Source organism: Rhizobium sp. Root1334, assembly GCF_001426665.1.
In the GTDB taxonomy this organism is placed as follows: domain Bacteria; phylum Pseudomonadota; class Alphaproteobacteria; order Rhizobiales; family Rhizobiaceae; genus Pararhizobium.
The window spans coordinates 130,137-143,196 of sequence record NZ_LMEY01000029.1; the positions used below are offsets into that span (position 1 = coordinate 130,137).

At 60.6% G+C, this 13,060-nt stretch carries 12 protein-coding genes; 9 read left to right on the forward strand and 3 right to left on the reverse strand.

The features are described from left to right. Positions 1–17: 17 nt before the first annotated feature. From ASD36_RS25495 to ASD36_RS25510, 4 genes are read left to right on the forward strand one after another with little or no spacing between them, the layout of a single operon-like run. Positions 18–1,313, forward strand: a complete 1,296-nt coding sequence (locus tag ASD36_RS25495; protein ID WP_060502733.1) for a COG4223 family protein — start codon at positions 18–20, stop codon at positions 1,311–1,313. Positions 1,314–1,323: 10 nt separating this feature from the next. Beyond that, a complete protein-coding gene (locus ASD36_RS25500) occupies positions 1,324–2,988 on the forward strand; it encodes a heme biosynthesis protein HemY (RefSeq protein ID WP_060512031.1) in 1,665 nt (554 codons plus the stop codon). Between the two features lie 29 nt (positions 2,989–3,017). Beyond that, positions 3,018–3,503, forward strand: coding sequence for a TerB family tellurite resistance protein (locus ASD36_RS25505; protein ID WP_060502731.1), 486 nt, complete (start codon positions 3,018–3,020; stop codon positions 3,501–3,503). A gap of 1 nt (position 3,504) precedes the next feature. Then, positions 3,505–4,248: a glutamine amidotransferase gene (locus ASD36_RS25510; RefSeq protein ID WP_060502730.1), complete on the forward strand. Its 744-nt coding sequence runs from the start codon at positions 3,505–3,507 to the stop codon at positions 4,246–4,248. A 3-nt stretch (positions 4,249–4,251) separates the two neighbouring features. On the opposite strand, the gene ASD36_RS25515 is transcribed toward ASD36_RS25510, so the two are convergent. Continuing rightward, a complete protein-coding gene (locus tag ASD36_RS25515) occupies positions 4,252–5,496 on the reverse strand; it encodes an MFS transporter (protein ID WP_060502729.1) in 1,245 nt (414 codons plus the stop codon). Positions 5,497–5,625: 129 nt separating this feature from the next. Here ASD36_RS25515 and ASD36_RS25520 point away from each other — a divergent pair, with 129 nt between their 5' ends. After that, positions 5,626–5,919, forward strand: a complete 294-nt coding sequence (locus tag ASD36_RS25520; protein ID WP_112834609.1) for a YggT family protein — start codon at positions 5,626–5,628, stop codon at positions 5,917–5,919. A 220-nt stretch (positions 5,920–6,139) separates the two neighbouring features. On the opposite strand, the gene ppa is transcribed toward ASD36_RS25520, so the two are convergent. Beyond that, positions 6,140–6,673: an inorganic diphosphatase gene (gene ppa / locus ASD36_RS25525; RefSeq protein ID WP_060502728.1), complete on the reverse strand. Its 534-nt coding sequence runs from the start codon at positions 6,671–6,673 to the stop codon at positions 6,140–6,142. Positions 6,674–6,825: 152 nt separating this feature from the next. Here ppa and ASD36_RS25530 point away from each other — a divergent pair, with 152 nt between their 5' ends. Beyond that, positions 6,826–7,440, forward strand: coding sequence for a hypothetical protein (locus ASD36_RS25530; RefSeq protein ID WP_244481954.1), 615 nt, complete (start codon positions 6,826–6,828; stop codon positions 7,438–7,440). 36 nt (positions 7,441–7,476) lie between these two features. Here the strand turns inward: ASD36_RS25530 and ASD36_RS25535 are convergent, their stop codons facing one another. Next, positions 7,477–7,983, reverse strand: coding sequence for a GNAT family N-acetyltransferase (locus tag ASD36_RS25535; RefSeq protein WP_060502727.1), 507 nt, complete (start codon positions 7,981–7,983; stop codon positions 7,477–7,479). 519 nt (positions 7,984–8,502) lie between these two features. On the opposite strand from ASD36_RS25535, the gene ASD36_RS25540 reads away from it, so the two are divergent. The 3 genes from ASD36_RS25540 (at position 8,503) to ASD36_RS25550 (ending at position 13,035) form a co-directional block, all read left to right on the forward strand. Beyond that, positions 8,503–9,369 (forward strand): RNA polymerase factor sigma-32, encoded by an 867-nt coding sequence (locus tag ASD36_RS25540; protein WP_060502726.1) that lies wholly within the window; start codon positions 8,503–8,505, stop codon positions 9,367–9,369. A gap of 199 nt (positions 9,370–9,568) precedes the next feature. Then, positions 9,569–11,041, forward strand: a complete 1,473-nt coding sequence (locus ASD36_RS25545) for a sensor domain-containing diguanylate cyclase (protein WP_060502725.1) — start codon at positions 9,569–9,571, stop codon at positions 11,039–11,041. A gap of 239 nt (positions 11,042–11,280) precedes the next feature. Then, on the forward strand, positions 11,281–13,035 hold the full coding sequence (locus tag ASD36_RS25550; protein WP_060502870.1) for a penicillin-binding protein 2: 1,755 nt from the start codon (positions 11,281–11,283) through the stop codon (positions 13,033–13,035). The last annotated feature ends 25 nt before the right edge of the window (positions 13,036–13,060 follow it).

Consider the following 13,060-nt stretch of genomic DNA (forward strand, 5'->3'; position numbering starts at 1 on the left):
AACGGAAAGAGATCATCATGGGACCGGAAAACCCTCCGCGCCGCTCGAAGTCCGATCAGGAGCCGTTGACGATCGACCTGGATGCCAATCCGGCCACTGCGGACGATGCAAAAAACGACGCAGCCGTGGAAACCGCTGAAAATGGCGACAGGGCCGACATCCGGGCTGGGGAAGCCGATGAAACCGTGCGGGCCGATATCGCCGAAGCATCCGATAACGCCAGAACAGACACCGGCTCCACAGCTCAGCCGGACGAAGAGGATACACGGGCAGAAGCCGCATCCGCAGCCTTTGCTGAGGAACCGGTATCGGCCGCGACTGCGGCAGAAGAACCGGCAAGGCCCATCTACCCTGCACAGCATCGTACCTCCAATTCCGGCGCCCTTGCCGCCGGCATTCTCGGCGGCCTGATCGCGCTTCTCGGCGCCGGCGTCCTGCAATATGCCGGTATCATGCCCTCGCTTGGCCCGGGCGGTGGCAATACCGCGATCGAGCAGAGCCTTGCCAGCGATATCGAAGCCCTGAAAGCGCAGCTCGCTGCAGCTCCGGCGCCGCAGGCGGCGGCCGATCTTGGCCCGCTCGATGCCCGCATTGCCGAACTGGAGAAGAAGACCGCCGAAGCGGGCAATGGCGCGGCCGCCGACGTCTCGGGCCTCGATGCTCAGATCACCAACCTGACCGGTGAAATCGCCACGCTGAAAGCGGCGTTGGCCGATGCACAGCAGTCAACCGAAGCCGCCAAATCCGAGCTTTCGGCCCGCCTTGACGCAGCCGAAAAGAAGATCGATGAGCCGGCAAGCGATGTGCAACTGGCCCGGGCCGTGGCGGTCACAGCTTTGAAGACGGCGATTGATCGTGGCGGACCGTTCTTGGCCGAGCTCGACGCGCTGAAAAGCGTCGCCGCCACTGATCCGGCCGTCACCGGCCTTGCGGAGGACGCCAAGACCGGTATTTCCCCGCGCGCCGACCTCGTGCGTGATTTCCCAGCCGTTGCCGATACCATGCTGGAGGCAACCCGGCACACCGATCCCAATCAGGGTGTGTTCTCCCGCCTGATGGACAGCGCATCTTCGGCCATCCGCATCCGCCCCGTCGGCAGCGTCGAGGGCGAAGGTCCGGAAGCCGTCGTTGCCCGCATCGAGGACAAGCTGGTGAATGGCGACCTGAAGGGCGCAAGCCTGGAATGGGACGCGCTGCCGGAACCGGCAAAGGCCGCAGGTGCCGCTTTCAAGACCAAGCTGGATCAACGCATCCGCGTCGAGGGGTTGATCGATGCCACCGTTGCCGGCGCCATGACGGCCAACCAAGGCTAAGGAAGAGTTCATGATCCGTATTCTGTTCTATGTTCTCGTCGTCCTCGCCCTTGGCGCAGGCTTTGCCTGGCTGGCTGATCGCCCCGGCGAACTGTCGCTGATCTGGCAAGGCCAACGCATTGAGATGAGCCTGATGGTCGCGGCAACGCTGCTTGCCTCGTTGATCGCTGCCATCCTGATCGTCGTCTGGTTCATCCGCGTCGTCTGGCTTTCGCCCCATTCGATCTCCCGCTATTTTCGCGCCCGCAAGCGTGACCGCGGTTATCAGGCTCTGTCCACCGGCCTGATCGCCGCCGGCGCCGGGGACAGTGCACTTGCCCGCAAGATGACCGCCCGCACCCACGGCCTTCTGAGCGCCGATCAGGAGCCGCTGATCCATCTGCTCGAAGCGCAGACGGCGCTGATTGAAGGCAAATACGACGACGCCCGCAAGAAGTTCGAGCTGATGGCCGACGATCCGGAAACCCGCGAACTCGGCTTGCGCGGTCTCTATCTCGAGGCCAAGCGGCTGGGCGCCAATGAAGCTGCCCGCCAATATGCCGAACGCGCTGCCGACAAGTCCCCGCACTTGCCCTGGGCAACGCTGGCCGCGCTCGACTATCGCAGCCAGACCGGCCAGTGGGACGAAGCCATCCGCCTTCTCGACCAGAGCCGCACGGCGCATGTCATCGAACGCAAGGAGGCCGACCGCAAGAAGGCCGTGCTGTTGACCGCCCGCGCTTCCGAAAAACTGGAGACCGATCCAAAGGGCGCCCGCGACGATGCGCAGGCAGCGCTCAAACTGGCCGAGGACCTGGTGCCGGCCGGCCTCATCGCCGCCAAGGCGCTGTTTCGCGAGGACAATCTGCGCAAGGGTGCCGCCATTCTGGAAAAGCTCTGGAAACAGGAGCCGCATCCGGACGTCGCCAAGCTCTATGTCCGTGCCCGCAGCGGTGATTCCGCCACCGACCGGCTGAAGCGCGCCAACAAGCTCGAAGCATTGCGGCCCAACAATCCGATCGCGCTCGCCGCCGTCGCCGAAGCAGCACTTGAAGCCCGCGAATTGCCGCTGGCTCGCGCCAAGGCGGAAGCCGCCGCCCGCATCCAGCCGAACGAAAACATCTTTCTGCTGCTCGCCGATATCGAGGAGGCAGATACCAACGATGACGGCCGCATCCGTCACTGGATGAACCAGGCACTGAAAAGTCCGCGTGATCCAGCCTGGACCGCCGATGGCGTCACATCGCCGGAATGGCTGCCGGTCTCGCCGGTCAGCGGCCGCCTGGACGCCTTCGAATGGAAGCAGCCGGTCGCCGAGATTGCCGGCGCGATTGAAGAAGGCAGGCCGGATACCGCCGACGCGGCGATCCGCAGCCTGCCGCCTGTTGCCATCGTCCACCAGCGCCCGGAACCACAGCCGGAGCGGGCCACCGTTGCGGTCAAGGCAAGCCCGGTGATCGAAGCTGCGGATAAGGCGCCGGAGACAGTCAAGACCATCGCCGTACCGGCACCGAGCGAATCGGTGATCGTGCCGCAAACGGTGAAGGCAGAGCCGAAACCGGTCCCGGCCAAGACTGTGGAAGCCAAGTCGACAGAGGCTGTCGTCGAGCCCTTCTTCGGTCGCCCACCCGATGATCCGGGCGTGCGCGACGATAACAACAAGCCATTGGAAAAGACGGCATTCCGCCTGTTTTGAGACGAAACCCCGACCTTAAACGGAAAAACATGTTTGAGCGTTTTCGAAGCTTTCTCGATAGCCTGACCGGCAGCGGAACGCCGGTCATCCAGCCCGGCGACCCCCGCATCGCCATCGCCGCACTCTGCATCCAGGTGATGGAGGCCGACGGCGAAATCCACGAGAAGGAGCGCAAGAAAGTGCGCTCGATGGTCAAGGATCATTACAAGCTCGACGATGCCTCGCTCGACGCGCTGATCGTCGCCGGGGAAACCGCCGAAAGCCAGGCCATCGATTTCTTCCGCTTCACCTCCGATATCAAGCGGCATTTCTCCGAGGAGCAGCGGATCGACCTGGTCGGCATGCTGTGGGAAATTGCCTATGCCGATGGCAAGCGCAGCGAGATGGAGGACCACGTGATCTGGCGCGTCGCCGATCTCCTGGGCGTATCCGGCAGGGACCGGATCATCAAACGGCAGGAGGTTGCTGCCAAACTGGACATCGTGGAGGAGGCCACAGCCCACCAGGAAAAGTGACATGCTTTTCGACGACCGTACCTACTATAGGCGCAACGCAGGCAAGCCGGTCCTGATCGTCCTGCACCAGGAGCGCTCCAGCCCTGGCCGTGTCGGCCATCTCCTCTTGGAAAAAGGGCTGAGCCTCGATATTCGCCGCCCGGTGTTGGGCGATCCCTTGCCCGCAACGCTGGATCAGCATGCCGGCGCCGTTGTCTTCGGCGGACCGATGAGCGCCAATGACGACGAAGACTATGTCCGCCGCGAGATCGACTGGCTCTCGGTGCCTCTCACCGAAAACAAGCCCTTCCTCGGCATCTGCCTTGGCGCCCAGATGCTGGTGCGCCATCTCGGCGGCGTGGTCGGCCCGCATCATGAAGGCCAGACGGAAATCGGCTGGTATCCGCTTGAAGCGACCGACAAGGGCCGCGCCCTGATGCAATGGCCATCGATGGTCTACCAGTTTCACCGCGAGGGCTTTGATCTTCCGGCGGGTGCCGAACTGCTTGCGTCTGGCGCCACCTACCCCAACCAGGCGTTCCGCTATGGCGAAAACGCCTGGGGCATCCAGTTTCATGGTGAGTTGACGCGGGTGATGATGCACCGCTGGGTCGTGCATGGGGCGCACCGGTTTGAACTGCCGGGCGCGCAGCTGGGGCGCCTGCATCTCGAAGGCCGGATGGACTATGATGCGCCGCTGCGCGCCTGGATGGACCAGTTTCTCACCCACATCTTCCAGCGGCACGGCGAGAAGACCGCTCTCTGATCGTCACGCCTTGCTGCGATCCGGCGCATCGAGCGAATCGATCTTGCGCAATTGCGGAAAACCGAGCGCCCAGATGACCGCGACCGCCAGCGTACCAACGCCGCCGATGACGACAGCCGGAACGGCGCCGATAAAATGCGCCATCGTTCCGGCGCGGAATTCACCGAGTTCGTTGGACGCTCCGACAAACACCATGTTGACCGCATTGACCCGGCCGCGCACGGCGTCCGGCGTCCACAGCGCAATCAGCGTTTCGCGCACATAAACCGAGATCATGTCCGCCCCGCCCATCAGCATCAAGGATGCGATCGACAGCCAGGCAATATGCGACAGCCCGAAAATGACCGTGCCGAGACCGAACAGCGCCACCCCGGCGAACATCAGCCTTCCGGCATTGTGACGGATCGGGTAGGCGGCCAAGGTCACGGCCACAAGGATGGCACCGATGCCGGGCGCCGCCCGCAGCAGCCCCAGACCGAGCGGACCGAGCACGAGGATTTCGCTGGCGAACACCGGCATCAGCGCCACGGCGCCACCGAGCAGCACCGCAAACAGGTCGAGCGAGATGGCCCCCAAAACGATCTTTTCCGTGCGGATGAACCTGAAACCGGCCAGTACCGAGGTCCAATCGCGCGGCTCGCTGAGGCTATGTTGCGCCGGCTTTGCGATCAGGAAGATGAGAATGGAGGCAAGGACGAGAAAGACCAGCGCCACGGAATAGGCAACGACGGCGCTCAGACCATAGAGCAGGCCACCGGCCACCGGCCCGAGGATCGCCGCCGTCTGCCACGAGGACGAATTCCAGGCGATAGCATTCGCCAGATCCTTGGCCGGAACCAGATTCGGCGCCAGCGACTGGACTGCGGGTGCCATGAAGGCGCGCTCGATGCCGAAGACGATCAGGATGGCAAAGACCGGCCAGGGCGAAAAGGCATGGGCAAGCGTCAGCCCCAGCAACGCCGCCGCGCAAAGGGCGCTGATGATCATGCAGATCGAGACGATCATGCGGCGCGAGTGCCGGTCGGCCACATGCCCGGTGATGAGGATAAGCAAAAGCGACGGCAGGAACTGGAAGAGGCCGATCAGACCGAGATACAGCGTGTTCTGCGTCTGCTCGTACATCTGCCATCCCACCGAGACGCTGATGATCTGGATGGCGAAGGACGCAAGGAAGCGGGCGAAGAAGAAACGGGCGTAGGAGACATGCCGGAACGCGGCGAACCGGTCAGCATCCTGATGAACGGACATACGGCAATCTTCCCGGACAATGGCAGTTATTCCGCCGTATTAAACATGTTTGGCCCATCGCGAAAGCACGGACTTGCCGGTTTAGCCGTCAATGTCTACATGTCTGTCAATAACGAATTGGAGACCGGCATGCTTGCTGTCATTGCGACCCTGAATTTCATCATCAACATAGCGTGGTTCCTGGTCATCGCCTCGGCCATTTTTTCCTGGCTCTACGCTTTCAACGTCATCAACGTGAACAACAACGCCATCAACATGATCGGCCGTTCGCTCTACCAGTTGACGGAACCACTCTACCGGCCGATCCGCAACATTCTGCCCAACATGGGCGGCGTCGACCTGTCGCCACTGGTGGTTTTGGTCATCCTCTATTTCCTCTGGTATTTCCTCAACACGACCGTTGCTGCCGCCTTGCTCAGCTAAACGCTGCCGCGCCTACGGGCTCATGGTTTGAATATTCGAAAACAAAAAACCTCCGGATCAGCCTGATCCGGAGGTTTTCTTTTGTAGAATGTCGAAACTCTGCCCTCCCTCTTCTCCCCACCGGGGAGAAGGTGGCCCAAAGGGCCGGATGAGCGGCTACAAGCCCAGAACTCGAGAAAAGTCCCTACCCCGCTGGGTAGAGAGCACGCACCGCGAACCGTTACTTCTCAGCCTTGGCGCGCTCGACTGCTTCGAGAATCAGCTTCTGCGCAACCGTGACATCCTTCCAGCCAAAGATCTTCACCCACTTGCCGGGCTCCAGATCCTTGTAATGCTCGAAGAAGTGCTCGATCTGCTGCAGGGTGATTTCCGGCAGGTCGGTATAGTCCTTCACCTTGTCGTAGCGTTTGGTCAGGTGATAGTTCGGCACGGCGACGATCTTTTCGTCCTTGCCGGAATTGTCTTCCATCATCAAGACGCCGATCGGGCGCACGTTGATGACGCAGCCTGGAACCAGCGGGCGGGTCGATGCGATCAGCACATCGATCGGGTCGCCATCTTCCGACAGCGTGTGCGGTACAAAGCCGTAATTGCCCGGATAGGTCATCGGCGTGTAGAGGAAACGGTCGACAACCAGCGTGCCGGCTTCCTTGTCCATTTCATACTTGATCGGATGGCCGCCAACCGGAACCTCGACGATCACGTTGATATCTTCCGGCGGATTCTTGCCAATCGAAATTGCATCAATACGCATGAGTTTTCCCCCAAGGGCCAGTTTTTCGGATGGCAAGTCCGATAAAGGGAAACATGACGCAGCGCAACATTACTTTCGTTTTCGTCCGAAAAATGCGACGTTTGAGCGAATATTCGCGCAGGATGGGACGTATATCTGCAAGAGGAACTCCGATGAAACAGTTCGCCTATGCAATACCGTTTCTGATGCCATTCTCGATGGCGGCCGGCCCGGCCCATGCCAATGACAGCGCGTATACGGACCTAGATACCGATCACTGCAAGGCCCTCTTGCCGGAAGATACGGAAAGCGGCAGCGTTTCGCTGCGCTGCAGGGGGTTCAAGGATTATGCGGTTTATTTCAAGGAAGGCGATCTGCGTCAGAGCATCCTCTACGGCTTCGTCAGCGACACCTATGTCAACGACGCCTTCGAAAGCTTCGAGCCGTTCAACACTGCGACGCGAAAGATCGAATGGCGGCTTGGTGTGGACGGCAAACCGGCTGCGACAATCCTGCGCTGGTTTCTGGACAATATCGATCCGGTTACCTACGAACCGTCACCGAAATTGAAAGGCCAGGTTCTCGTCGTCTCGAAAGTGGCGGATGGCTCCGGACAGGGATGTGTCGTCGGCTATGTCGATGCATTGGCCAATCCCGAGCCCAACGCACTGGCCCGGGAAATCGCCGACACCAGGACAAAAGACTTCGTCTGCGGCCGCAACATGGCAGCGTATCACGGCATTCGCGGGCCAACTGCGGCAGAGCCAACGCACGTTTTTCCCGACTGAAACGGATTGATAGGCAGACGCAGTCAGCCGGGGGTATCAGTCCCAGATATAGCCGATCTTCTTCAGGTTCCTTTCGCCGAAATCTTCCATGCCCTCGCAGAGATCGCGGCCGCCGGCCATGCGGAAGAAGCGGTCGGCATGGTGGCTGTCTTCCAGGCACCAGACAACAAGGCCCTGGCAACCCAGAGATTTCAGCAGGTTCTTCGCTTCGCCGAACAGGATGCGGCCAAGCCCGATGCCCTGATATTCCGGGCGCAGGTAAATCTCGTAGACCTCGCCTTCCTGCGGCAAAGACCGGGACCGGTTGAGGCCAAGCGTGGCGTAACCGGCGATAACGCCGGCCACTTCGACGACCAGCAGCGTCGAGGGTCCGCGCGTGGCTTTGCGCCACCATGCGTGATCGCGCCGGTGAACCATCTGGGTCAGCGGCTTGTGCGGAATGAGACCGCCATAGGCCTGCAGCCACGAGACGCGGTGAACATCCGAGATGGACATGGCGTCCCTCGGTTCGCCCGGACGCACCTCGATCGATAGTGTTTTCATAACGCGACTCTAGACCCGTGCCGGACAAACAGGAATCCCGTCCAAAGGCCTGTCTTTAACTAACTCACAGGCAACTTATGGGGACAACCATCCAAAGTTAACGCTTTTTTAACTTTTCCGGCAAGCGGCTTTCATCATGGCGCACAGGATTTGGCACCCGGCGCCCGCCTAACACTCGGATAGCCTTCTCTTTTCTGGCCAAACAGGTGATTCGGCCTGGCGAACACCAGCCTTTTGCAGGGTTGCGGACAGCAATTGGAGGTACGAACGCGATTGGAGGGTCATGACCGCAGAATATGGCGGCGCGGCATGGAACCTTTTCAAGGGTCGCGCGTTTGAGAACGTCTGGATATGCGCAGCGACGCACATCGGGACTGCCGCGGCCACGTCTTCCGGCCCCGGATCTTAACGGGAAGTAGGGCGGTTCCAATTCTGGTCAAGCTCCAGGCTGCGGAAATCCCGAAACACCCATCGACCGATCGTTCAGCGGCACCCCTCGTGCCCGTTATGGAGTAGCCGATGAAAAATCTCTCAGCAGACAGGCGGATGATCAAGATCGCCATGGCGGCACCCTATCTCGAACGGGATGAGGAACACGCGCTGGCAATGGCATGGAAAGACCATCACGATCAGGACGCCCGCAACAAGATCGCCATGGCGCATATGCGGCTGGTCATCTCCATGGCCGCCAAGTTCCGCAATTTCGGCTTGCCGATGAGCGATCTTGTCCAGGAGGGACATATCGGCCTTCTGGAAGCAGCGGCCCGCTTCGAGCCGAGTCGCGAAGTCCGTTTCTCAACCTATGCCAGCTGGTGGATTCGCGCCTCGATGCAGGATTACGTGCTGCGCAACTGGTCGATCGTGCGTGGCGGCACCTCGTCGGCGCAAAAGGCTCTGTTCTTCAACCTGCGCCGGCTGCGCGCCAAGCTCGCCCAGGGCGACCGCCAGCTGACAGCCCGCGCCGTCCATGAAGAAATCGCCGTGGCGCTCGGCGTCAGCCTTGCCGATGTGCAGACAATGGACGCCCGCCTCTCCGGCAACGACGCTTCGCTGCAGGCGCCGATCTCCACCTCAGGCGAATCCGATGGCGGCGAGCGCCTCGATCTTCTCGCCTGCGACGCACCGCTTCCCGACGAGCAGGTTTCCGAAATGATCGACAGCGAGCGCCGCCGCACCTGGCTCAGCCACGCGCTCTGCCAGCTGAATGACCGCGAAATGAAGATCATCCGTGCCCGCCGCCTTTCCGAAGACAGTGCCACCCTCGAAGAACTCGGCGCCGATCTCGGCATCTCCAAGGAGCGGGTCCGCCAGATCGAAACCCGGGCATTGGAAAAGTTAAAGATCGCGCTTGTAGCGGAAGCGCCGGTACTGGCGATGCGGCATTGATATGCCTTTGACTGAGCACGGAACCGGATGAATAGTTTCATCCGGTTTTTTTGCGTCAGGATGAACCGTGTAAGCATATCCGCTGCACGATCTTCTGCGACGGCGGTCACGGGCGGTTTACCTTTCAAAGCTAATACTTCAAACACGTGGTATTGCGCCGGCGGCGCAGATTGTTCCCAGCTCGCTTTCAGGTGGTCTAATGCACGAGACATTCGATTCCGGCGTCTTCAACCTGGCGCCGATTGCCATGTGGATCGAGGATTTCAGTGAGGTAAAAGCGCTTTTCGATGTTTGGCGCGCCCAAGGGGTTACCGACATCCGTGCGTTCCTGCGGGAGGATACATCGCGCATCGGGCAATGCTCTGCGCGAATCCGGGTTCTGGATGTCAACCGCAAAACCCTCGAGCTTTTTGAGGCCGGTGACGTCGATCATCTTCGCGCGGGCATAGCCCAGGTCTTTCGAGACGATATGCTCGAAACACACATCAATGAACTGGCCGCCCTTTTCGACGGGGAAACCACGTTTTCCAGCACCACCGTCAACTACACGCTCTCCGGCCGGCGTCTCGATATCCAGCTTCGCGGTGCCGTCATGCCGGGCCATGAAGGCTCGCTTGCAAAGGTGTTGCTGACGACGGAAGACATCACCGCGCGGGAAGATGCACGCCGGGCGGAACTTGAACAACGGCTCTATGCCGAAGGCATCTTCGAACATTCGCCGGTGTCGCTCTGGATCGAGGACTTCAGCCGCATCAAGGCTCTGATCGAGGATATCCGCAATCGCGGCATCAGCGACTTTCGAACATTCATGGACGTCCATCCGGAATTCGTCACCCAATGCATGAGCGAAATCCGTGTCATCGACGTTAATCAGGCGACACTCGATCTGTTCTGCGCTCCGGATCGCATGACGCTGCTTCAACGGTTGAGCGATATCTTCCGCGACGATATGGAAAAGCCGTTCCGCGAGCAATTGATCGAGCTTTGGAACGGCAACCTCTTCCATCACCGCGAAATCGTCAACTACGCGCTGGATGGGTCCGAGCGGCATATCCTGCTGCATTTTTCCGTCTTCCCCGGACACGAAAACGATTGGTCCCGCGTTCAGGTGGCGCTGGCCGATATCACCGCGCGCAAGAAAGCCGAAGCCTATCTCGAATATCTCGGCAAGCATGACGTCCTGACGAAACTCTACAATCGCGCCTTCTACGCTGAGGAAATCAACCGGCTGGAACGGAAATCGCTGCGGCCGGTTTCAGCGATCATTATCGATCTCAATGGCCTGAAGGAGGCCAACGACCAGCTTGGCCACGACGCTGGCGACGCATTGCTGCGGCGGTTCGGCGAAATCCTCAACGGCGCTGTCTCGCAGCCCAACCATGCCGCCCGGATCGGCGGCGACGAGTTCGCCGTGCTGATGCCAGGTGCGGACATCAAGGCGGCAGGCGCGATGATGGAGACGATCAACGAACTCTTGAAGATCAACAACCAGTTCTATTCGAGCGCTCCCCTTACCCTGTCCTTCGGCGTCGCGACCAGCGAGCAGGGCGAATCCATGGAAGCGCTCGTCCAGCGCGCCGATACCCTGATGTACGAGCAGAAGAGAGCATTCTACGAAGCCAAGGGCACGATGGGCGTGACCGGCGGCCGCATCGCCCGCCGGACATCGTAGCGGGGAATGTCGAGGGCAGGGCGCGCCACGCGGACGAAGCGCGCTGGAACGGGAGAAAAAGTTAACTAAGGCTCAAGCAAATCGTTTCAACTTTAAATGTATATTAATGCAACTTTAATGTTCCGCAGCTGCTGATCGCCTCTTTGATTGGCATGCGCCCCGGCTGCATCCATGTTCCCCCGGCGGCGGCCGAGCCGTTCAGGCTCGCTGTCACCAGCATTGCGGGGGTATTGTTCCGAATGATTGCTTTTGTCATCCGACTTCGGAGCCGCGCGCATTTCAATGTGCAGAGAAAAAACGCCCAAAGCGCCCGCGCTTTCGTCGGCTCCGCCAAGCGTAGAATGGATACCAGGTCCAGGCTCGGCATCGTCATTGCCGCTTTTGCCGTGATCTTCCTCGCGGCCCTTGCCCGTCTTGTTCAATTTGGGGTTGCGGAACCCATCGCCCTCGCATCGATCGGTGACAATGTCTCGGCAGTTGCCTCGCGGCCGGATATCGTCGATCGCAACGGGCAGCTGCTGGCAACGGATCTTCGAACCATGTCGCTCTATGCCGAGCCGCGCCGAATCGTCGATGCCGACGAAGCCGTCGAAAAACTCTCAACCGTCATTCCCAATCTCGACTGGAGCGACACCCACCGGAAACTGCGATCCGATTCAGCGTTTCAATGGCTGAGACGCCAGCTGACCCCGCGCCAGCAATCGGACATCCTCGCCTTGGGCATACCCGGCATCGGCTTTAGGCCCGAAAACCGCCGCTTCTATCCGGGCGGCCCCACCGCATCGCATATTCTCGGCCATGTGAACGTCGACAATCAGGGCCTTGCCGGCATGGAGCGCTATATCGACCAGCAGGGGCTGGCCGATCTGCGCGCCGCCGGCCTGACGGGTGATGTACCGCTGGAACCGGTCAAACTATCGATCGACCTGCGTGTTCAGCATATCGTCCGCGAGGTCGCCGCGCGGGCAATGCAAAACTATCAGGCGGAAGCCGCGGGCGCCGTGGTTCTGGACATGAAGACCGGCGAGATCCTCGCAATGGCCTCGGTGCCCGATTACGACCCCAATCAGCCATCCCGGACACTGCCGGACGGCAGCATCGACAAGGAATACGAAAAAGGCTGGTTCAACCGCATCAGCAACGCCACGTTCGAGATGGGATCGACCTTCAAGAGCTTTACGCTGGCCATGGGTTTCGACGCCGGAAAGATCGACCTCAATTCGGTTGTCGACGCCTCCCGCCCGATCCGTATGGGCGGCTTCACCATCAAGGATTTCAAGGGCAAGAACCGCCCCCTCTCGATCGTCGAGGTATTCCAGTATTCCTCGAACATCGGCACGGCCGCCGTGGCAGATATGGTCGGCATTGAAGGCCATCAGGAATTCCTGACCCGGCTGGGGCTCCTGTCGAAGATGGAAACGGAAATGCCGGGCGTGGCGACGCCGACGCAGCCCAGAGCCTGGAAGAAGATCAACTCGGTGACCATCTCGTTCGGTCACGGGGTAGCGACCACGCCGTTGCAGACCGCCGTTGCGGCAGCCTCGCTGATCAACGGCGGGACCCTGATTCCGCCGACATTTCTGCCCCGGACACTTGAAGAGGCAGGGGCGATCTCCCGCACGGTCGTGACGGAAAAGACAAGCGCCGACATGCGCTATCTCTTCAACTGGAATGGTTCAAACGGATCAGGCCGCCACGCGCAAGTCCCCGGTTTCAATGTCGGCGGCAAGACCGGAACGGCTGACAAGGTCATCAACGGCCGGTACGCGAGCAACATCAACTTCAACGCCTTCGTTGCGGGCTTCCCGATGGACAAGCCGAAATACATTGTCCTGTCGATTATCGATGCGCCGAAAACGGGCGAGAACGGCGGACGCACGGCGGCATCGACCGCCGCCCCGATGATCAAGGAAATCATCGGCCGCGCCGGCCCCCTGCTCGGCATTCAGCCGCAGTTCGGCAAGGACGGATCGATGATGCTTGCCGACTATTGAGGCAAGACTGATCAGCCTTCCAGCC

What these genes read in the sequence shown, in the direction of transcription:
- ASD36_RS25495 (WP_060502733.1), top strand. Translation starts at nt 18, where the DNA reads ATGGGACCGGAAAACCCTCCGCGCCGCTCGAAGTCCGATCAGGAGCCG.
- ASD36_RS25500 (WP_060512031.1), top strand. Translation starts at nt 1,324, where the DNA reads ATGATCCGTATTCTGTTCTATGTTCTCGTCGTCCTCGCCCTTGGCGCA.
- ASD36_RS25505 (WP_060502731.1), top strand. Translation starts at nt 3,018, where the DNA reads ATGTTTGAGCGTTTTCGAAGCTTTCTCGATAGCCTGACCGGCAGCGGA.
- ASD36_RS25510 (WP_060502730.1), top strand. Translation starts at nt 3,505, where the DNA reads ATGCTTTTCGACGACCGTACCTACTATAGGCGCAACGCAGGCAAGCCG.
- ASD36_RS25515 (WP_060502729.1), bottom strand. Translation starts at nt 5,496, where the DNA reads ATGTCCGTTCATCAGGATGCTGACCGGTTCGCCGCGTTCCGGCATGTC.
- ASD36_RS25520 (WP_112834609.1), top strand. Translation starts at nt 5,626, where the DNA reads ATGCTTGCTGTCATTGCGACCCTGAATTTCATCATCAACATAGCGTGG.
- ppa (WP_060502728.1), bottom strand. Translation starts at nt 6,673, where the DNA reads ATGCGTATTGATGCAATTTCGATTGGCAAGAATCCGCCGGAAGATATC.
- ASD36_RS25530 (WP_244481954.1), top strand. Translation starts at nt 6,826, where the DNA reads ATGAAACAGTTCGCCTATGCAATACCGTTTCTGATGCCATTCTCGATG.
- ASD36_RS25535 (WP_060502727.1), bottom strand. Translation starts at nt 7,983, where the DNA reads ATGAAAACACTATCGATCGAGGTGCGTCCGGGCGAACCGAGGGACGCC.
- ASD36_RS25540 (WP_060502726.1), top strand. Translation starts at nt 8,503, where the DNA reads ATGAAAAATCTCTCAGCAGACAGGCGGATGATCAAGATCGCCATGGCG.
- ASD36_RS25545 (WP_060502725.1), top strand. Translation starts at nt 9,569, where the DNA reads ATGCACGAGACATTCGATTCCGGCGTCTTCAACCTGGCGCCGATTGCC.
- ASD36_RS25550 (WP_060502870.1), top strand. Translation starts at nt 11,281, where the DNA reads ATGATTGCTTTTGTCATCCGACTTCGGAGCCGCGCGCATTTCAATGTG.